Below are 19,693 nucleotides of genomic sequence, written 5' to 3' on the forward strand. Positions count from 1 at the left end.
GTTTCAAATTGCCATTTTAGCAGTTAACGCCTCGGTAAGTGGTAAAATAAGCCAATATCATTTCAGAAGTGAGGTTAACTTAATGCGCATAAATGTTTTGCAACATACGCCGAATGAAGGTCCAGGCGCGATTCAAGCTTGGTCGCAGGCCCATGGTCATCAGATGTTTATTTATCATCCCTATCAATTTGGCCAATTACCAACAGCGGCTGAAACTGACTTACTGATCATTTTGGGTGGGCCAATGAGTCCCAATGATAATTTGGATTGGATCAAAGCTGAACGCGTCTTGATTAAGGCTTTAATAGCTGCGAATAAGCCAATCTTTGGCGCTTGTTATGGGGCCCAACAAATTTCAAAGGCACTCGGTTATTCAGTAAGCAAATCACCAGCCAAAGAGGTCGGTTGGGCACCGGTTTATCGTCAAAGTACGGTGATCCCGGGAATACCAGCCAAGCTAATCGTTTTACATTGGCATGAAGAACTGTTTGAAGTGCCAGCGGAAGCGACACTGCTATTTTCGAGTGACTGGGTTAAAAATCAAGGCTTTGTGATGGGCCATCGAATTGTCGGGTTACAATTTCATTTTGAGCCACAAGCGGATGATGTTCGCGAAATCGTGGTCAACGACGGCGCCTACACGAGGGGATCTGTTTTAGCCCAAACGCCGCAGATGATTTTGGCGACGCCCGTTCCAGCCGAAAATCGCGAAATGATGTTTAAAATATTAGATTATATTACGGCCTAAACCACGAGTCCTGTTAATTGTGAAATTAATGGGACTCATTTTTAGTAATAGGCGCCGCGGTGGTTCGGCTTGAACCTTAACAAAGTTCTAAGTTTAAATTGTCGTGGCTAGTTAATTTAACCAGATAAGACTATATTATTAATTAGCTTATATCTAGGAGTCTGATTGAATGGAAAAGCAACGCCAAAAATCGCTAACTATCGGTTATCATCTTGTAGTCACTGTCTTAACTTTGTGGTCGGTAGTGAATGTCGTTTTGATGATCTTTCATATTGGTCATTGGCAACTTGAAATGAACATTGCCAACGCATTATTAGCGGTGTTTGCGGTAGATTATTTTAGTCGCCTGGTCATTGCCAATGATCGTAAGACTTTCTTGATTCATTCGGCGTTTGATCTGCTCGGAATCATACCGATGCACCCAGTATTTGCACTTTTTCGGCTCGGTCGATTGGCACGGATGATTCAATATCATCATCTTTTTTGGCGCTTAGGACTGGATGGCAAATGGAGTCATGATTTTCATCGGTTCGTCTATCGTACCGGGTTCATTTATTTGTTTTCAATCAGCATTGCCATCATTGTTTTGAGTGCCTTACTGTTTTCAGTTTTTGAACATCAAAGTTTGTCTGATGCGCTTTGGTGGGCCGTCACGACCGCAACTACGGTTGGGTACGGCGACGTGACACCCCATACGCCAGTGGGTAAAATCATTGCGGCGGCACTGATGTTTGGTGGAATCGGCTTTATTGGGTTGTTAACGAGTACGATTACCGATTTCTTTACAACGCAAACCCGTCAGAATTTAGGTCATCAAGAGGATGAAAAAGAGCTCGAACTTAAGTTGTTACTGGCAAAGATAGAGTCGTTGACGCAAAAAGTTGATCAACTCCAAACCGACTTGAAGCGGCAAGAGTCAAGCCATCACCAGTCTAAACAAAAGTAGTGTTCGGTAGCTGACCAAATGAAACTTGCAGCTGTGTTTTTGGGTTGGGCTGCGCTAAAGTTGTTGCTGTATAAGTGAACAGCTGGGGGCGACAGTGATGAAAAGTCATCAACGCGTTTTAGTTTGGTTAACGGGGCTGCGCGAAAACGGTCACAAATGGCGATGGTTAATTGTTTTGATGATGAGTTTGGTATTAGTTTTTGGTGGCTTGAGTTGGCAAATTAAGGCCAGTACGGCACGCTCCGAGTCACCGGCTCATCCGGAAAAGTCAGAACTCTTTGATAGCCGAACTGGTGCCATGTTGGCTATGGCAACTAATCAAGATGCTAATGCCAATAAGGTGAATCAATTGAGCCTGGCGTTAGTAGTGGCCGGTGGTTCAGTTGGAAGTTATTGTTGGTATCGTGCGAAACATGTTAAGAAGTAACATGTGAAGATCAGTTGCAGACTAAAGGCGCCATGACTAAGGTCACAGCGCCATTTTTACGGCCTTTTTTTATCTGACTGATGGTCAAAGGCTGATGTGCCAATCATTTATTCTGCAATGTCGAAGTGTTCATTCAAATAACGGGCAACCCCATTTTGATCATTGTCGTAGGGGGTAATATCGTCAGCAGCGGCTTTAATCGCGGCGGTCCCATTGGCCATTGCGACCCCTAAACCAGCATATTGCAACATTTCCAAATCGTTATGCTCATCACCGAATGCAATGATATTTTGGCGCGAAATTTGGAAGTGATCGGCAAGATACGCCACTCCTTTGGCTTTATGAACCCCTTTAGAAGTGACTTCAAGGATTGCATTTGGTCCGCCCCACACGCCAACGTCTACCAAGTCACCAAAACGGTCGTTAATCCAGTCGATAATAGCCGATCGCTTATCTAGTTGAACGAGTAGCACTAACGAATTGGGATTGCGTGTCAAGGCTGCTGGTGTTAACCGGGGACTGTCAGCGATCTCAGGGAAAAATTTACCGGCAATCAGGTCTTGACCGGCCGTCATCGTACTGTTTTTATTTTCGGCAATAATTTCATTGATACCTAACTGCTCACGGTATTTAACGAGCGCCAAGACAATTGCCTTGTTAAGGGTAAATTGATATTCAGAAGCCCAACTTTGATGGGGCAGATGACCTAGTGACCCGTTAAAGTTGATCATTGGGCTCGTGAGATGTAGGCCGTCATAGATTGCCTGAGAGCCTTGGTACGACCGGCCTGTAATAATACTAACAATGTGACCAGCGGCTTGTAGTCGCTGGATCGTTTGAATTGTTGGGTCATTTAACTTAGAATCGGCGTTTAACGTTGTGCCGTCCAAATCTAAAGCAATTAACTTGCGCGTCATGGTAAAAAGTCACCTCAGTTTTCAGAATTGTTTTAAGTGCATTAAATTTAGCATAGTTTCTGAAAGAATGCGAATTCTGAGCGGTGTTGACTGGCTAAAATGTGGTAATCTATTTGAGGAAGTGTTTCGTAATAGGAGGAATTTTGAGTGAACCTACCAGCAGAATTTATAACTAAATATCAAAAATTATTAGGTGATGAGGCGCCGGCTTTTTTTGCGGCCTTTGATGGGACGGTGGAAAAGGGCTTTCGTGTCAACCCGATGAAGCCTATCACGCCCGCCATGCAAGCAAAGATGACCGCGCCAATCTCGTATAGTCCGATTGGTTATTATGGCAAAGTGAACGGCAATGCGCTTGAACATTTGGCCGGAGCCGTCTACAGTCAGGAACCAAGTGCGATGACGGTTGGTGAAGTCGCCAAGCCTGAATTAAATGAACGGGTCCTGGATTTATGTGCGGCACCCGGCGGCAAAACGACGCATTTATTAAGTTATTTGAAGCAAACGGGGCTATTGGTCACGAATGAAATCAATCCAAAACGGGTGACGGCATTGGGTGACAATGTTGAACGTTATGGGGCGCGTAACACGGTCATCACCAATGAGACGCCAGCTCATCTGGCTAAGGCCTTGCCGGGCTTTTTTGATCGCGTGCTCGTCGATGCCCCTTGTTCTGGTGAGGGCATGTTTCGAAAAGATCCAGCCGCGATGCAATATTGGACACTAGATTATCCGGCAGAATGTGCGGCTCGGCAACGTGAAATTTTAACCGAGACAGTCAAACTATTGCGGCCCGGGGCCCATTTGATTTATTCAACTTGTACCTTTGCCCCTGAAGAAGATGAGCAGATGATTGCTTGGCTACTACAAACTTACCCACAATTTGAATTAGAGCCGATTGAAAAAGTGGCCGGGATGGTTGACGCGAAGCCAGAATGGGCCGATGGTAATCCCGAGTTGGCAAAAGCAGCTCGGTTATTTCCACATTTGATGCGCGGTGAAGGTCACTTTATTGCCAAATTGGTTTATCATGGGGCAGTCGAGCCCAAAGACCCTAAACTAGTTCGTCCTGAATTAAAGCCAGAACAACGACGGTTATGGGAAAGTTATGCGACTCAGGCTGGCTTGGACGACCTAGCTGGTTTGGCCTTGCAAGTCCACGGTGATCAATTGTATGGCGTGCCAGCCATGATGCCGGTTACGCGGCGGTTAAAGATTTTTCGACCAGGGATTCAACTCGGAATTTTTAAGAAAAATCGCTTCGAACCAAGCTATGCCTTGGCCCTAGCTAGCACGGACTTGGCGTTGCCAAAATTGGCGATTGATCATGAGCAATGGGAGCGTTACGTTCATGGCGAGACGTTCCAATTAGCTCAGGCAGGCGACAATGGTTTTGCTGTCCTGACTTGTGCCGGATTACCAGTTGGTTTTGGTAAAGTGGTTGGTCGAACCGTTAAAAACTTTTTTCCGAAAGGCTTACGTTTTTTGGCGACAGACGAAAATACGGCACTATAAAAAAACGTGTGACGATGGGTCTAATCGACCGTTGTCACACGTTTCGTATTTGCCTAGTAGCCCCGCCGTATTAATTATTAGAACTTGCCGTTTTTTCACGTAACACTTCAATACAATCCGCACAATATGGGACAGCATTACGGGTTAAAAAAGTTGTGATTTCAGTCAGTGTATGTGGCGGTACCTCGAGTAAAAAATAGGCATTGTCCCACTTCTTAAGCACTTTTCCGCAATTCTGGCAGACAAACATTACCCACACCCCCCGATGTCATTTAGGAGCAAGTTTACGCGACACAGGCTAATTTGGCTATTAGTCACGCTTGTTAAGTTATTAATCAAATATTTAGGTGAAGTGAAGTTGCGTTTTCTAAAATTTGGTTATAACTGGTTCTAAAAAGGGTGAAATTAGTCAATTACTGGTATGCTATGACTAGTTAGGGCTAATTACATGGGAAAGCGAGCATGGGTGAATGTTAAACAAGAATGGACGGATCGTGCTCGGCGTTGCTGGCGGCATTGAAGTTCTGTTACTTATCTGGCAATGGGGATCGATCTTAACGAATTTGTATACGATTGCGCTGATTGGCGTCGTTGTTTGGCTAAATCAGAAGCAACGCCAGCATCATGATGACAGTAAGAAGCATTAAATAAGTCAAACTGGCAGTCAATGAGTCTGGTAATGATTAAAAAATTAAAAGGTGCTTGACTAATCAGTGGTCCGATTAACGGACTGAATCTGATTAGTCAAGCACCTTTTGTATTACGCAAGTGATTGACGATAAGCTTGTATTTTAGCAGAGTAAATGAGCTTATCAGATAATCGCGGTAAATCTGAGAGCTTTTTTGCACCAACTAATGCCATTAATAAGCGTAATTGGTATTGCCAACTAGTTAACATGGCGATGACTTCATCGTCACTATGATGCAACAGCTCATGCAGGATAACGCCAGCCACGCCCACGGCATCGGCACCTAGCATTAACGCCTTTAGCACGTCCAGTGGTTGCCGAATACCGCCAGCTGCAAAAATCGTCAGGTCCTTGGGATGATCGTTTACGGCCAGCAAGGATTCAACCGTTGATAGGCCGAATGACCTTAAATAAGTCATTTCTTGTTGTGGTCGCCGCCGATTTTCAATTTCGGCAAAGTCGGTCCCACCGCGACCACCAAGATCCAAATAACGAACACCGGCCGCATACAATTGTTGCATTGTCGGTCTGGAAATACCGAAGCCGACTTCTTTAACGATTACCGGGCGATCCAAATGGGTGACTAGGTGGTTAATATTAGCTAACCAGTTGAAGTCACGCTCGCCTTCAGGCATGACAATTTCTTGAACGGCATTCAAATGTAGTTCCAAGGCATCCGCGTGTAACATTTTGATGGCGGTGTTGGCTGCGGCCAATGACTGTCCAGCACCCAAGTTGCCAAAGACCAGCCCGTTCGGATTGTTTTCACGCAACACGGAAAACGTGGGGGCGAGGCTAGGATCCTTAATCGCGACACTTTGAGAACCAGTTGCAATAGGCAATTTGCATGCAGCCGCGATTTTTCCGAGCCGGGCATTCAACTTGCCAGTCTGAATTGAACCGCCTGTCATGGCTTCAATGTATAAAGGCGATGACCAATGCCAAGGCCCAATCGTAGTGTTCGTTGAAATTTCTGCGACGGTTGTTTCCGGTAACGCATCATGACGAATACGAACTTCATCGAAATCGTTGGGCTGATCGCCGTGAAAATAGTGCTCTGCTAACGAGACATGCTCGTCCTTGCGGTGAGATTGTTTACTCTGTGGCATACGGCCACCTCCAAAATTTTCAGAAATACTAACGAGAATGGGACAAAAGAACGAAACCCGAATGATTGAAAGTGCCAACCATTCGGGTTTCTAGGCGATGCTTGGTTGTGTTTAAGCGACGGGGTTATCTGCAACGGTGTGCACATTGAGATTTAGGCGCTCAATGCCTTCACTGGCCCAGTCTTTTAAGAGTTGTTGTGGATTGATGCTGCGGTCGATGAGCACAATCCCGCAATCACCACCACCGGCACCAGAAGTTTTAGCTGCTGCCCCGGCGGCCTCAGCAATTGCAATCATTTTTTCCAAAATAGGCGTTTCAATGGTCACATGGCTGAATTCTCCGAGTGTCTGCAATAGGGCCCGATTTTGACGTAATTCGGTTTGAATCGTTGCCAAATCGCCAGCTTGAAACCCAGCAATCATGCGCTTTAAACAAGCTTTACTGTCTTGTAAGAAAGTTTGATATTCACCACGTTGTTTGGCCTTAACGAGCGCGACCTTATCAACCAAATGGGACGTTGACGCGGGTGAGCCGGTCCAACCAATCATCAGGCGCAAGTCGCGTGGTGGGGTCAGTAGATCAATTTTTAAATCTGGCCAGTCCATGCCGAGTAATTCAGTTAAGGTTGATTTTTCACGCTGACGATTGAGCCAGTCGCGATCAAAAGAGTGGTACGCGATCCAACCACCATAAACGCTGGCAGCGATATCACCGAGCGACCCGTTGCCCTGAACGGAAAGGTGCGCAATAGCTGCCAATTTGAATAATTTAGGCTTATCCATTGGTAACTCATAAAATTGGCAGAGGGCCTTAACAGTCGCAACTGTCACGGCGGCTGAAGAGCCGAGACCATACTTTTTACCGTCCGCACTGTCAAGATCACTATTGATGCCAAGGTGGTAGACGCCTAAGTTTCTGCCAGCCTCATGAGCATAATTTTCGGTCAAACTGATGGCGGCAAGGATGTAATGGAAGGGGTTATCCCGATTATCAAAAACCATCGCGTCTCCTTGTCGACGCCAGAAAATTGAGTTTTCTTGATACTGTTCTGAAACGATACTCCCAAAAGTATCGCTTGGTGAAATTGTCGCTGTGACAAACTGATTCAATGCCACGATAATGGCTGGAAATCCGTGTTCAACTACGGCATATTCTCCCGCAATGTAGAGTTTTCCAGGTGCTTTCACCGTAATCATGCCATCATGTCCTTTCATGGTTGCGGGGTGAACCGCTCACCAGTCAATATAATCTTTTTAAAGTTAAGCTTCGGTTATTGAGATCCCAGGTCCTGGTTTGGCAATAATCAATTGATCGGCAGCAAAATACTGCTGCAATGCTGTCGTAATCACTGCCGTGTCAGTGCTGGCACAAATGATTTTCACGTTTGGCCCGGCATCCAAAGTATAATAACAGTTTATCCCATGGGCACGCAAGTTTTGAACGGCATTAATCGCCGTTAACGTGTCGGCGGTAAAGTAATTGAAGGCGGGCTTCGCGCTCAAATTGAGTGCATGCATCCGCATGGCGTTCGTTTCAGCTAAAGTGCCTACTTGCGTCAAGTCTTTATTGGCGATTGCTTGCCGCATTGCGCCCAAGTCTTGGTTGGCGGTGTCGACCCAGGCAGGGTAGTAAGGCGAGGTTTCGACGACTCGTTGCATCCCAACTGTTGAGCTAACGGGTTTTTTGCTGGCCTGAAGCACGACGGCAATCATTTGGATATCCCAATCAACCGGATCTTGGAGTGGTTCGGCAAACGAACTGGCGTCATCGTGACCAGCATGCCACTCGACAAAACCACCAAAAATCGAACGCGTCGCTGATCCGGACCCACGGCGTGCGAGGCGACTTAGCTCCGAGCGACTCAGTTCAAGGCCAGCTGCCCGACTCCCAGCCGCGGCGAGCGCGGCGAAACCAGAAGCTGACGACGCCAGGCCGGCCGAAGTTGGGACGTGGTTACGCGTTTCGACAATGGCGCGGTTGGTTTCACCGCTCTTTTGTCGAATCAAGTCTAAAAAGGTGATGATTCGTTGGGCCTTAGCTGCCGTTAAACGTTGACCATTAAAAGTGACTTGGTCATGTGTGAGAGTCGGCTCAAACTTGACGCTCGTTTCCGTGTAAAAATGGTCCAAGGTTAATGAGATGCTCCCATTTTGGGGCAGCATCAATTGGGGATCTTTTTTTCCCCAGTATTTAACGAGCGCAATATTCGTGTGCGCTTTAGCGATAATCGTTTTTGACATGGCTCCTCCAAGTTAGTCGGTTGGTAGTAGTGGTTCGACCCAGGTCGCAGTGGCTCCGGCGGCCGAAAGTTTTTGTGATAGCGTATTAGCGATGCTTTCCTCGGGAGCCACAGCAATCATGCAGCCACCTTGACCACTACCAGTCAGCTTCGCGGCAATTGCCCCATTTTGACGGGCAACCGCGAGTAATTGCTCCAAGGCGGGATGACTCACACCCAGTGAACGTAAGTCATCTTGTGCCCCGTTTAAGGCAGTTGCTAGGCTGGTTAATTGGCCATCTGCTAAGGCTGTCCGTGTTTGTCGAGTTAAGCGTCCCAGATCATCAATGCGCGCCTGAATCGTTTCACCTTCAACCATCAGTAGGTTGCGAACCGTGGCGACGGCAATTTTGGTCTGGCTCTTAATGCCAGTATCAGCGATAACGAGGTAGCCAGGTAATTTGACGGGAATCGTATAGTTCTCACGACCCTTAATAAACCAAACCGGCGACTTGGCGCTAGCGGTTGCGACATCCAGGCCACTTGGCTGACCATGCGTATAGCTTTCGGCAATATTAGCCGTTTTTAGCAAAATTTGATGGGTTAACGGTTGCTCAAAAAAGTCATAAAAGGCACGCGTGACGGCCACAGCCGCTGCTGCAGAAGACCCCATCCCACGTTCAGAAGGAATATCACTCGTAATATGAATATCGAAGCCCTGATCTGGGGCGTCAAAGCGTGCGAGCAGCGTCTTGATTAACGCTTGAATCCCCCCTAAATTAGCGCTCATGGTGTTGAAATCACCATTAAAGTAACGACTTTTAACGGTTTGTTCGCCATCAGTTTGGCGGTGAATCACTGCTTGCATCTGGATCGTTGAAATTGGGAGCGCAATTGCAGGTTGACCATAAACCACGCCATGCTCGCCAATTAGAATAATTTTGGCATGACTAGTGCCGGTAGCTAGATTTTTCAATCGTGTCGCTGCCTTTCTAAATAGATTAATAATAGGATAATAATACCGTATAATGACGGTTTTGACCATATTTCAACCGATAACTAGCCGGTTTTAAGCGACTTTATGTCAAATCGCTTGAATTTATCATTGATAACTGGGACCAAAAACCTTGTCTTTTGAGTTAAACCAAGTAGGCAAGCGGGTCGCCCTGTGATAAAATTAGAAAATGATAAAAAGATAATGGGGTTTCTATTAAAAGACTGCGTGTGTGATCAGAATATTGAAAAAGTGAGTAGCAGTTCGACTAACAGGGCGAAGTTAATCAGACGGGCACGAGGTCACCATAGGCATTGCGGCCAATTGTCTCTGAGGCGTAATTATTGAGGCGGCTATGCTATAATTTAAGTCGAATCTAAAAAACGACGACGTTGTCCTTTGACGTCTGTCGCTTTAAATCTTAATCACTGATTTGGGGCAATAACCATGAAACCAAACACGACCTATGCCGTGGTAGATATTGAAACCACTGGTACTAGTGTTAAGGATGGCGATCGTATCATCCAGATTGGCTGTGCGTTCGTTAAAAATAATAAAATAATCAATACGTTTGCAGCGGATGTCAATCCGTTGACCACCGTGCCACCTGTGATTGAAAATTTGACAGGGATTAGTAACGCGCGGGTACGCAAAGCGCCACCATTTGATGACTTAGCTGGGACGATTTACAGTCTGCTGCAAGGCACTGTTTTTGTGGCCCATAACGTTAATTTTGACTTGCCATTTATCAATGCTGAACTGCAACGGGTCGGTTATCCAGAGTTACCAATTCAAGCAGTCGATACGGTATCGTTGAGTCAGATTTTACTCCCAACGGCGCCTAGTTTTCGGTTACGTGATTTGAGTCGTCTACTGAATATCGAACATGATCACCCGCACGCGGCAGATAGTGATGCGGTTGCGACCGCGCATCTATTCATTTTCTTACAAAAACGATTGGCCCAGTTACCGTTGATCACGTTGCAACAGATGGTGCAATTGACTCCTGAATTGCCACGTGAAACGGCGGAACTTTTTGCGTATGCCTTACAGCAAGGTAAAAAGCAGCCGGGACGGTTACCAAAAGAACTGGTCATTCGCAATGGGTTGGCGTTACGAAAAAAATCATTGCCACAACAAGCAGTCGGTCGAAAAAAGCAGCGTTATCCACTGACAAAAGCACAAAAGATGCAATTATTTGGCGAAGATTTGACTTATCGACCACAACAAGCGCGCATGATGAACCAAATTTATCGGCACTACACGCAATCAGAGACGGCAACCGTGCCGTTAATGATCGAAGCACCGACTGGCACGGGAAAAACGCTGGGATATTTATTGCCACTGGCTTATTTAGCCCAAGGGGATCGGCAAGTTGTCGTTAGCACCGCGACAACGGTCTTACAGACACAATTGTTAGATCAAGGCGTCCAACTGTTAAATACGTTGTTACCGGTGCCGGTGACGGCCGTAGTAATCAAAGGTAATCAACATTACGTCGATTTGGATCGGTTTGCTAGAGGGCTCGCCTTGCATGAACATTCCAAGCAAACGCAGTTGTTAAAATTACGCGTGTTAGTCTGGTTGACCACAACGACGACTGGCGATTTGGACGAATTGCATCTGACGACTTATCAGGCGCCGTATTTTGCCGAAATTGCGCATCACGGGGTGGCTTCCTTAAAAGCAGATGATCCATTTTTTAAGGATGATTTTCTTCGTTTTCGTGATCAATTGACCGCGCAAGCTACTTTTATCATTACTAATCATGCTTATTTGATGCAGCATGTGGCCCAGTTAGGCAGTCGCCAACAACAACCATTGTTAGTGCTTGATGAAGCCCAACATTTGGCCGATGGCGTGTTACACGGCTCACGGCAACGGTTTGATTTCAATCATTACATGGCCGCTTGTCACAGCTTGACTAGCCGGATTGATCAAGAGCACGGGTTAAATTTGCGAGCGTTGTTTGCGGAACAGCCGCAATCGGATTATCGGTTGAAATTATTAGATAATTCATTGAATGATACTGATTTGCACTTTCAACAGTTGCAAGCGGCCTTGGCCAGAACTTTCGTGCCACATCAAAAGGGTGGCAGCCAGCCGGTTGAAATTGCGATTACCACCGAAGAAATTACGCGTTTCTTTGCAGAAAATAATGGCTTGGTTCGCCAATTGCAGACGGCCATTGAGAATTGTTTCTTACAATTCAAACAATTAAATGAACAGTATCAGCACGATCAGGCAGAGGTGTTGCCACCGGAACAACACGTTTTGGACGATTTTTTCAATCGGATGCAACAATTACGACAAGCCTACGATTTGCTTCAATCTTGGTTAATCCCAGCAACTCGAGACCAGCGTGTCTTCTGGCTGACCCTCAACCAATGGCATGACCGTGGCAGCTTGACCTTGTCTGGTAGCCTGATTGAAACGAAAGGTTATTTTGAGTCGCAATTGTATCCTTACTTTAGCGCACCACTATTTACGGGGGCGACCTTATTTGCCACTGGCAAGTCTCAATACGTTTATAGTCAACTGGATTTGGATCCAAAGACGACGGTTTATCATCGTTTATCGACACCATTTGATCTGGCCAAACAGTCCAGATTGCTCATTGCCACGGATGCGACTGCCGCTGAAGAACCAAGTGGTAAACAACGGGTCGCATACTTGACTCACGCGATTCACGAGATTGTAACGGCTGCGCCCAAACAGACGTTGATTTTATTCAATTCCTTAAATTTAATTGAAGCCGTTTTTTACAGTTTGCATCAGACCGGGCTCAGCGCGGATCGAGAATTGCTCGCGCAAGGTGTGAATGGCAGTCGTGAGAAGTTATTGCGTCGCTTTGTTCAAGGCGATAACGCCATTTTATTAGGGGCAGCTAGTTTTTGGGAAGGCATTGATTTGCCACAAGAACAGTTGGAACTGTTGATTGTGACTCAGCTACCGTTTGACTCGCCTGATCAAACGGTGACTAAGGCCCGTTATCAACAATTACGGCAGGCCAAGCTCAACCCATTTTATAATGAAGCCTTACCAAAAGCGGCCTTGAAATTATGGCAAGGATTGGGCCGTTTGATTCGAACGGACCAAGATACCGGGGCCGCAGTCATTTTAGATGACCGCCTCGTCACTAAACGATACGGACAGACCATCTTGACCGCCTTGCCAAAAGCGATGCCGCCAATCAATGGCTCGGTCACGGAGATTTCGGCGGAATTACAAAAGTTTTTCCAAAACTCTAATTGAAAGCGTTCCGGACTGAATGGAATTTGCTATAATGGGGCTATTGTTTTTTGAAAGGATCGGTAACTAATATGAGAGTGCAACGCAAACGGCGGCCAGAACGCTTGATTATGATTATTTTAATCGTTATTCTAGCGGTCATTGTTGCGGCCTATGGGACTTTGTGGATCGCGCAACGGCCAATGCATACGGCCCAAAAGAATGCCTATAGTTTAGCCACTAGTAAAGCCAAGTTAAAGACGACCACCGCTTTTTCCCAATATAACGGGACTGAAAGCTACTATGTTGTGACGGGGACTTCCAGCAAAAATGTGCCAGTCTATGCTTTGATCAACACTAATAAGTCACATCAAACCACGGTCGTGAAGCAATCATCCGGGATTACGCGGACGAAAGCTTTGAAAACGGTCTGGTCGAAACGCAATCCAAGCAAAGTCATCAAGGCAACATTGGGAAAATATGATGGTGAAGTTGTTTGGGAAATCACTTATTTAAATCAGAAAAAGGCCCTCTGTTATGAAGTCTTACAATATTCAAACGGCAGCCAATTAAAATCAATCATTAACATTTAAACGAAAAAGGAGTTCGGTTGTTCATGGAATTATCGCGTAAAGTTATGCAGATTCAGCCCTCTGCGACGTTAAAAATTAGTGCGCAGGCGAAACAAATGATTGCTGATGGCATTGATGTGATTAATTTAGGCATTGGTGAACCAGATTATCAAACACCTGACAATATCAAGCAAGCAGCGATTGCAAGTATTACTAACGGGCAAGCGAGTTTTTATACGCCAGCAACCGGCTTACCAGCTTTAAAAACGGCGATTAGTCGTCGGATTGAAGCCGATCACGGCTATCATTTTGACCCAAGTCAAATCGTGGTGACGGATGGGGCTAAAATGGCGCTCTTCACCTTATTTCAAGTTATCTTGAATCCGAAAGATGAAGTCTTGTTGCCGGTACCTTATTGGGTGAGTTACTCTGAACAAGTTAAGTTAGCCAGTGGCGTGCCCGTTGAAGTTGGCACCGACCGCCAGCTGCGGTTTACCATTGCAGATTTGGAAGCACAACGGACCTCGAAGACGAAGGCCTTAGTTTTGAATTCGCCACAAAATCCCTCTGGATTGGTTTTCAGTCGGGCCGAATTAACGGCAATTGTGAACTGGGCCGTCCAACACGATATTCTGATCGTGGCGGACGAAATTTATGAAAAGTTGCTGTACAATGGCAATCATTTCACCTCCGTTTTGGAACTTGGTGATGCCAATCTCGACCACGTGGTTTTAATTAATGGGGTCTCAAAAGCCTATTCGATGACTGGGTGGCGGATTGGTTATGCCGCCGGTCCGAAAGCTATTATGGCGAAGATGGGGATTGTGCTTGGTCACGCGGCCAGCAACCCAGCAGCGGTTTCGCAGTATGCCGCAATCGAGGCCTTTAGCGGCGATCAAAGTTCAGTTGAAACCATGCGTCAGGGATTCGAACAACGATTAAACGAATTGTATCCGTTGATTGCGGCGCTACCAGGGTTTAAACTACCTGGTGGTAAGCCGGCGGGCGCGTTTTATTTATTCCCAGATGTGACGGAAACGTTACGCTTAACTGGGTATGCGGACGCACCGGCCTTTGTGACGGCAGTCTTGAATGAAGCGCACGTTGGGCTGGTTCCCGGTGAAGCATTTGGGTTACCTGGGCACATTCGGATTAGTTATGCCACGGATATGGTTTCACTTCGTAAGGCCTACCAACGTCTGAAAACGTTCATTGAACACAAAATGGCCGAGCAACCGGCACCAAACTTATAATTGAATGCGCTGATAACGTGAGGATGATTGTCATTGCGCTTAACATAGAACCCCGAATGATTGGGTCTTTCAATCGTTCGGGGTTCTAAACGCAGTTGGTGGTTAATATTGGAGGAAAAAATGGATCAATTAACACAAGCGCTGATTAATGGTGGTCAAACGACCATTGCGAATGTGCTATTGCAGCATTATCGCGAAATTGGCTTAACTAACGAAGAATTGCTAGTTTATTTACAATTTAAACGATTGATGGACCAGGGGGAAACGTTCCCAGATGCCAATCAGGTGGCACAGAGTCTCGGTGAAACGAGTAACACAGTTTTTCAACATTTACATGAAATGTTAGCCAAAAAGCTATTAACCATCGAATCAGTGACGGCGGCTGACCAAAAGATTCATGACCGCTATAATTTTGATGGCCTGTACGAAAAACTCACGCTGGCGTTAAAGAAGGGTGCTAGCGCTGAAACCACCACGACGACTGGCACCCAAGAAAATTCACGACAAAAAGTCTTTAAATCAATCGAAACTGAATTTGGCCGAGCACTATCACCGATGGAAATGGAAAGTATTAGTAAATGGTTCGATGAGGATCATTATGATCCTGAAGTCATTTCCTTGGCATTACGCGAGGCCGTTTTACGGCAAGTTTATAATCTGACTTATATGGATCGAATTTTGTTGAATTGGCACAAGCGCAATTTGACAACCGCAGCGCAGGTTGAGGCGGATAAGCAGCGCGGTATTGAGAACCGGCTGAATTCAGCACCAAAACCACAACGCCAAACGGGAGCCAATGCGGGCCCCAAGATCCCATTATTTAAACTTGGCGAAGATCAGTCCAAATAAGGAGATTGGCTAATTAACTAAAGATGGAAAGATGAAATTCGCAAGTAATCCCCGTCGTGTCAATGATTAAGTCATGAAGATTAGTTGCCATGACCGCTTCCAGTCGCCACTGATCACATGCGGCCGTGGGACCGGGGCAAGCCTGAGAAACGTCTTGGCCCTCGTCCGGAACCCTTGCACAAATCGCAAGTGTCCCGGACCGTCCGTGGCGTAACGCCGGCAAGAAACATGCCGACCCAACGCCACGGTCACGGCCGATGGGATCAGCGGCGACTTCCAGCTAATTTAACTATTTTTAGGTTAGGTTTAGTGGAAGCAGGCAGAAATCGTTGTGCTGTGTCGGTAAGATTGGCCGGCGGGTCTTGGCCGCCTAATCTTACAGGGCGATTCAAAGACGTGGGGTATCGGCTTTAAATCGAAGTTGCAGACCGCACTATGGCTGCGACTGTCCCACCATAGCACAGCGATTTCTGCCTGCTGAAGCGGAATTACCACTAATTTGGAAATGTCTGTTGTCTATATGACAGTGCTTACAAGCCCTTTTGTTCTTTCAACCTTTAGTCATTAAACAAAAAGCACTCAAATCGCAAATAACTGCGATTTGAGCGCTTTTCGTTTGTAGCTGACTTACTGACCTTGATTGTTATTAGCAGGCTGCTCAGTTGAGCTTGAGGAGGCTGGTGCTGACGATTCACTCGAACTGCTGGATTCTGAACTGCTTGATGAGGATTCAGAACTTGAGCTTGATGAAGACGACTCAGAACTCGATGAGCTCGACTCGGAACTGGATGAGTCACTAGATGAAGAACTGGAATCTGAACTAGCTGACTCACTGCTTGATGAAGCAGCAGACGAAGTTCCGGAACTCGCTTCGGTGGCAGAGAAGATATGCCCAACGACATACAATTCTTCAATACCGTTCTTCTTAACTGTGCCAACGGAGCTTGGTTTGGTCCAATCAGAATTTGGTGAATGTTCTTGCAAGTAGGTCATCATTTCACGGTAGATCACTTGTGAGATTTTGACAGTGCTGGAATCAATATAACCATTGGCTTCATTTGGCTTGTCATAACCTGTCCACACGGCGACTGAGTAGTTCTTCGTGTAACCGGCCATCCAAGAATCCATATCTGCGTCAGAAGGCTTATTAGCGCTCTTTGGATAACCATCAGTCCCGGTCTTACCAGCTTGGTAGACGCCGGAGATTTTAGCAGTGGTCCCAGTCCCAGTTGAACTATTAATGACGTCTTTCAACATGTCCGTGACCATGTAAGCAGTCGATTTTTTCATGACTCGTTTGCCATTACTGCTATAACTCGTTGTCCGGTTATCTTGGGTCACAATCTTATTGATATAGTAAGGCTTGTGGTAAGTCCCACCATTGGCAAAGGCAGCGTAGGCACCAGCAACTTGCAGGGAGGACACGTTAGCCCCAATGGCGTAGGCGTAAGGAATCGTTCCAGTAAAGTTCATGCCAAGGTTGTTCGCAAAGGTGGTGGCGTTCGCCCGACCAACTTGTTGCAACGTCTTGACGGCGGGAATATTACGCGATTGCACCAGTGCTTGCCGCATGGTCATGTTGCCTAAAGTATTGTTATCAAAGTCGTTGACTGACGTATTACTGCCCGGATACTTGTATTTCGTATCTGAGACAGTTTTATAAGTTGGCCAGCTCTTGTACTCGATCGCGGGACCGTAGTCTAAGATTGGTTTCATGGTTGAAGCGTTCGACCGATCTTGTTGCACGGCGTGGTTCGTCCCAAAGGTGACATTCTCATTTTTACGCGCACCGACCATCGCGGAGACTTTACCAGTGTATGAATCAACCACGGAAACCCCTAGTTGGAAACGATTCGCGGCGGTATCATTTGGATACGAAACATAATTGTCAGTGTTGGCAATATCATAAAGCCGTTGTTGGGCGTTGGAGTTTAAGTTTGTATAAACTTTTAAGCCATCTTTGTAAGGATCGTAACCCTTAGCTTTCAAATCGGCGATGACTTCTTTCAAATAAGCATCAATGACCTTATGTTTCTGTTGGGCAATGATACTCGTCCGTTCAGAAGTTGAAGCTAAATCAGTTTTAATGTTTTCATTGATGGCGGCCGTCTCTTGTTGCTTCGTGATGACTTTATTGTCGTACATCGCTTGTAACACCAAGTTTCGACGGCTAGTCGCATATGTCGGATATTGGATTGGGTCATAATAAGTTGGTGACTGGGGCATGCCGGCTAATAAGGCGAGTTGGCTGAGACTCAACTTGTCGAGCGACTTACCGAAGTAGTAATGTGCGGCGGTACCCATGCCGTAGATCCCATTACCCATGTAGACTTTATTAATGTAGTATTCCAAAATCTGTGATTTGCTGAAATGCTTTTCAACATTCAAGGCGAGCCAAGCTTCTTGGGCCTTGACCTTAAAGTTTCGATCAGAATCCTTGGTTGAGAAGACGGAGAGTTTAACCAATTGCATGGTTAAAGTACTCCCGCCTTGCATCCCGAGTGAGCTGCCTCTAAGGTTTCCGAGTGCGGCACCCAAGATTCGGTAATAATCGACACCCTTATGTTGATAGAAGCGTCGGTCTTCAATTGAAACGACCGCACTTTTAAGTGTCGCGGGAATGTTTTTTGAACTAACATAGTCCCGGTTGCTAGCACCAAGATTGGCGACTAGCTTGCCATTGGCATCGTAGATTCGCGTTGAATTCTCACTTTTTAGATTACTCTCTGTAATCGTTGGTGAACTTTGGGCATAGTAGAAAAATAAGCCGACGCCTGCTAGGCCGCCGATGACAATCAGCGCGACAATCGCCAAAATGATACGTCGGAACCAATGCTTTTTAGGTGGCTTTGGTTGGGTACGGTTGCGTGCAACCCGTGAATTTTGTTCATTGTTACCTGCCATGATGATCTCCTTTAACTAGGTGATAATTACCCCTCAATCAGCTGATCAATTGCGTCTAGATAGGGGATGAGAGGGTTGATGTGATAGTGCAACTCAGTGGCCAATTTTTCAATATCCTTAAGTGGAATTGATTTTCGGCCACCGTCAGCTTGATGATCCCAATAATGAAAGAGGTCGGTCGCTGTGAGTAAGAACAAACGGTTTAAGACCGCAAAGCGAATGATGACAAAGCAGATGCCATCTTGTGCCAAACATTTACGCATGTGTTCAATCTGATGTTCATGAAAGTTTTTGAGGGGGAAAGCGGTGGTGCTTTTAGTTTCCTTGGCCTCAAAATCTAAGTATCTCCCACGATAAACCCCGTTATAGTCAGTTGTTGAAGCTTGTTTGAAATAAGCCTCGCGAATCACTGCGGCACTACGGTTTGGATAATCAACTTTAACAATCTGGATGGGAATTGGCTTTTTATGAATAACTGCGATATCATTTTCGAGATAATAGGTATTGCTGCTATTGAGCTCTGATTCTAAGCTCATTCCCCGATCACCGAAGTTAACGTTGGCAAACTTAGTGGACTTTGATTTAGAATGAGAGGGTTGGCGAAATGCTTTGCCGTTTGGATAACGAATCGTCACATTATCAACCTCCTAATAATTTCATATTTTACCATTAAAGCAAGTAATGTGAAATAACTGTGACAGTTTGAAGACCTAATCCCGTGTAAAAAGGAGATTTTTTTGTGAGTCGATTATGGATGAGTGGCTATCGAAGTTATGAATTAAGTGTGTTTAGTGATCAAGATGATAAATTAAAAGTGATTAAATATGCACTCACGCGGTATTTGACCGAACAGATTGAAGACGGCATGGACTGGCTAATCACTGGCGGTCAACTTGGTGTGGAACAGTGGTGTGCCGAGGTCGGACTGGCGTTGAAGCAGACCTATCCTGAGTTGAAAGTGGCTATGATGCTCCCTTACGGTGAATTTGGGGGACGCTGGAACGAAAACAATCAGGCTAAATTGCAAACCTTATTAGCCCAAGTTGATTTTCACGCCGCAGTTAGTAAACAAACTTATGAAAATCCACAACAATTAAAAAATTACCAAGAATTCATGTTAACGCACACGGATGGGGCGGCTTTGGTGTATGATCCAGATAATCCCGGGAAACCGACTTATGATTATGATATTATTCGGTCGTTTGATGAGACCCATCCGTATCCATTGACCATCATTGATTTTGATTGGTTACAAGAAAGTGCGAATGAGTATGCAGAAAAACAGAATAATGGTTTTAATTTTGAATAAAGTCTGCTACA

Annotated in this window: 17 protein-coding genes; 10 read left to right on the forward strand and 7 right to left on the reverse strand. The window is 45.8% G+C overall.

Annotated features, from left to right (window positions below):
- Nucleotides 1–82 precede the first annotated feature (82 nt).
- The 3 genes from FFM74_RS07030 to FFM74_RS07040 all read left to right on the forward strand — a co-directional run bounded on the left by FFM74_RS07030 (nucleotide 83) and on the right by FFM74_RS07040 (nucleotide 2,121).
- A complete protein-coding gene (locus FFM74_RS07030) occupies nucleotides 83–748 on the forward strand; it encodes a type 1 glutamine amidotransferase (RefSeq protein ID WP_137625924.1) in 666 nt (221 codons plus the stop codon).
- Nucleotides 749–917: 169 nt separating this feature from the next.
- Nucleotides 918–1,694, forward strand: a complete 777-nt coding sequence (locus tag FFM74_RS07035) for a potassium channel family protein (protein WP_137625925.1) — start codon at nucleotides 918–920, stop codon at nucleotides 1,692–1,694.
- Nucleotides 1,695–1,791: 97 nt separating this feature from the next.
- Nucleotides 1,792–2,121 carry a hypothetical protein gene (locus tag FFM74_RS07040; protein WP_137625926.1) on the forward strand — a complete coding sequence of 110 codons (330 nt, stop codon included), beginning with the start codon at nucleotides 1,792–1,794 and terminating at the stop codon, nucleotides 2,119–2,121.
- A gap of 107 nt (nucleotides 2,122–2,228) precedes the next feature.
- Here the strand turns inward: FFM74_RS07040 and FFM74_RS07045 are convergent, their stop codons facing one another.
- Nucleotides 2,229–3,038, reverse strand: coding sequence for a Cof-type HAD-IIB family hydrolase (locus FFM74_RS07045; RefSeq protein WP_137625927.1), 810 nt, complete (start codon nucleotides 3,036–3,038; stop codon nucleotides 2,229–2,231).
- Nucleotides 3,039–3,185: 147 nt separating this feature from the next.
- Between FFM74_RS07045 and FFM74_RS07050 the strand changes: the two genes are divergently transcribed.
- Together FFM74_RS07050 and FFM74_RS13650 are read left to right on the forward strand one after the other, a co-directional pair.
- On the forward strand, nucleotides 3,186–4,553 hold the full coding sequence (locus FFM74_RS07050) for an RsmB/NOP family class I SAM-dependent RNA methyltransferase (protein WP_137625928.1): 1,368 nt from the start codon (nucleotides 3,186–3,188) through the stop codon (nucleotides 4,551–4,553).
- A gap of 470 nt (nucleotides 4,554–5,023) precedes the next feature.
- Nucleotides 5,024–5,200 carry a hypothetical protein gene (locus FFM74_RS13650; RefSeq protein WP_171000674.1) on the forward strand — a complete coding sequence of 59 codons (177 nt, stop codon included), beginning with the start codon at nucleotides 5,024–5,026 and terminating at the stop codon, nucleotides 5,198–5,200.
- A gap of 113 nt (nucleotides 5,201–5,313) precedes the next feature.
- Here FFM74_RS13650 and fni read toward each other — a convergent pair whose 3' ends face one another.
- The 4 genes from fni to mvk all read right to left on the reverse strand — a co-directional run bounded on the left by fni (nucleotide 5,314) and on the right by mvk (nucleotide 9,546).
- Nucleotides 5,314–6,351 (reverse strand): type 2 isopentenyl-diphosphate Delta-isomerase, encoded by a 1,038-nt coding sequence (gene fni, locus FFM74_RS07060; RefSeq protein ID WP_137625930.1) that lies wholly within the window; start codon nucleotides 6,349–6,351, stop codon nucleotides 5,314–5,316.
- Between the two features lie 111 nt (nucleotides 6,352–6,462).
- The gene (locus FFM74_RS07065; RefSeq protein WP_137625987.1) at nucleotides 6,463–7,548 is read right to left on the reverse strand and encodes a phosphomevalonate kinase; all 1,086 of its coding nucleotides are present in this window, start codon (nucleotides 7,546–7,548) and stop codon (nucleotides 6,463–6,465) included.
- 63 nt (nucleotides 7,549–7,611) lie between these two features.
- Nucleotides 7,612–8,592: a diphosphomevalonate decarboxylase gene (gene mvaD / locus FFM74_RS07070; protein ID WP_137625931.1), complete on the reverse strand. Its 981-nt coding sequence runs from the start codon at nucleotides 8,590–8,592 to the stop codon at nucleotides 7,612–7,614.
- Between the two features lie 12 nt (nucleotides 8,593–8,604).
- Entirely contained in the window at nucleotides 8,605–9,546 is a 942-nt protein-coding gene (gene mvk, locus FFM74_RS07075) for a mevalonate kinase (RefSeq protein WP_137625932.1), read from the reverse strand.
- Between the two features lie 465 nt (nucleotides 9,547–10,011).
- Here mvk and FFM74_RS07080 point away from each other — a divergent pair, with 465 nt between their 5' ends.
- The 4 genes from FFM74_RS07080 (at nucleotide 10,012) to FFM74_RS07095 (ending at nucleotide 15,469) form a co-directional block, all read left to right on the forward strand.
- On the forward strand, nucleotides 10,012–12,819 hold the full coding sequence (locus FFM74_RS07080) for a helicase C-terminal domain-containing protein (RefSeq protein ID WP_137625933.1): 2,808 nt from the start codon (nucleotides 10,012–10,014) through the stop codon (nucleotides 12,817–12,819).
- A 68-nt stretch (nucleotides 12,820–12,887) separates the two neighbouring features.
- Entirely contained in the window at nucleotides 12,888–13,388 is a 501-nt protein-coding gene (locus tag FFM74_RS07085) for a cell wall elongation regulator TseB-like domain-containing protein (RefSeq protein ID WP_137625934.1), read from the forward strand.
- 23 nt (nucleotides 13,389–13,411) lie between these two features.
- The gene (locus FFM74_RS07090; RefSeq protein ID WP_171000675.1) at nucleotides 13,412–14,620 is read left to right on the forward strand and encodes a pyridoxal phosphate-dependent aminotransferase; all 1,209 of its coding nucleotides are present in this window, start codon (nucleotides 13,412–13,414) and stop codon (nucleotides 14,618–14,620) included.
- A gap of 120 nt (nucleotides 14,621–14,740) precedes the next feature.
- Nucleotides 14,741–15,469 carry a DnaD domain-containing protein gene (locus FFM74_RS07095; RefSeq protein WP_137625936.1) on the forward strand — a complete coding sequence of 243 codons (729 nt, stop codon included), beginning with the start codon at nucleotides 14,741–14,743 and terminating at the stop codon, nucleotides 15,467–15,469.
- 627 nt (nucleotides 15,470–16,096) lie between these two features.
- On the opposite strand, the gene FFM74_RS07100 is transcribed toward FFM74_RS07095, so the two are convergent.
- The gene (locus FFM74_RS07100; protein ID WP_137625937.1) at nucleotides 16,097–18,373 is read right to left on the reverse strand and encodes a transglycosylase domain-containing protein; all 2,277 of its coding nucleotides are present in this window, start codon (nucleotides 18,371–18,373) and stop codon (nucleotides 16,097–16,099) included.
- Nucleotides 18,374–18,399: 26 nt separating this feature from the next.
- Nucleotides 18,400–19,008: a Holliday junction resolvase RecU gene (recU, locus tag FFM74_RS07105; RefSeq protein WP_137625938.1), complete on the reverse strand. Its 609-nt coding sequence runs from the start codon at nucleotides 19,006–19,008 to the stop codon at nucleotides 18,400–18,402.
- Nucleotides 19,009–19,112: 104 nt separating this feature from the next.
- On the opposite strand from recU, the gene FFM74_RS07110 reads away from it, so the two are divergent.
- Nucleotides 19,113–19,682 carry an SLOG family protein gene (locus tag FFM74_RS07110; protein ID WP_137625939.1) on the forward strand — a complete coding sequence of 190 codons (570 nt, stop codon included), beginning with the start codon at nucleotides 19,113–19,115 and terminating at the stop codon, nucleotides 19,680–19,682.
- Nucleotides 19,683–19,693 lie beyond the last annotated feature (11 nt).

Origin of the sequence: Lactiplantibacillus pingfangensis (genome assembly GCF_005404945.1) — a bacterium.
In the GTDB taxonomy this organism is placed as follows: Bacteria; Bacillota; Bacilli; order Lactobacillales; family Lactobacillaceae; genus Lactiplantibacillus; species Lactiplantibacillus pingfangensis.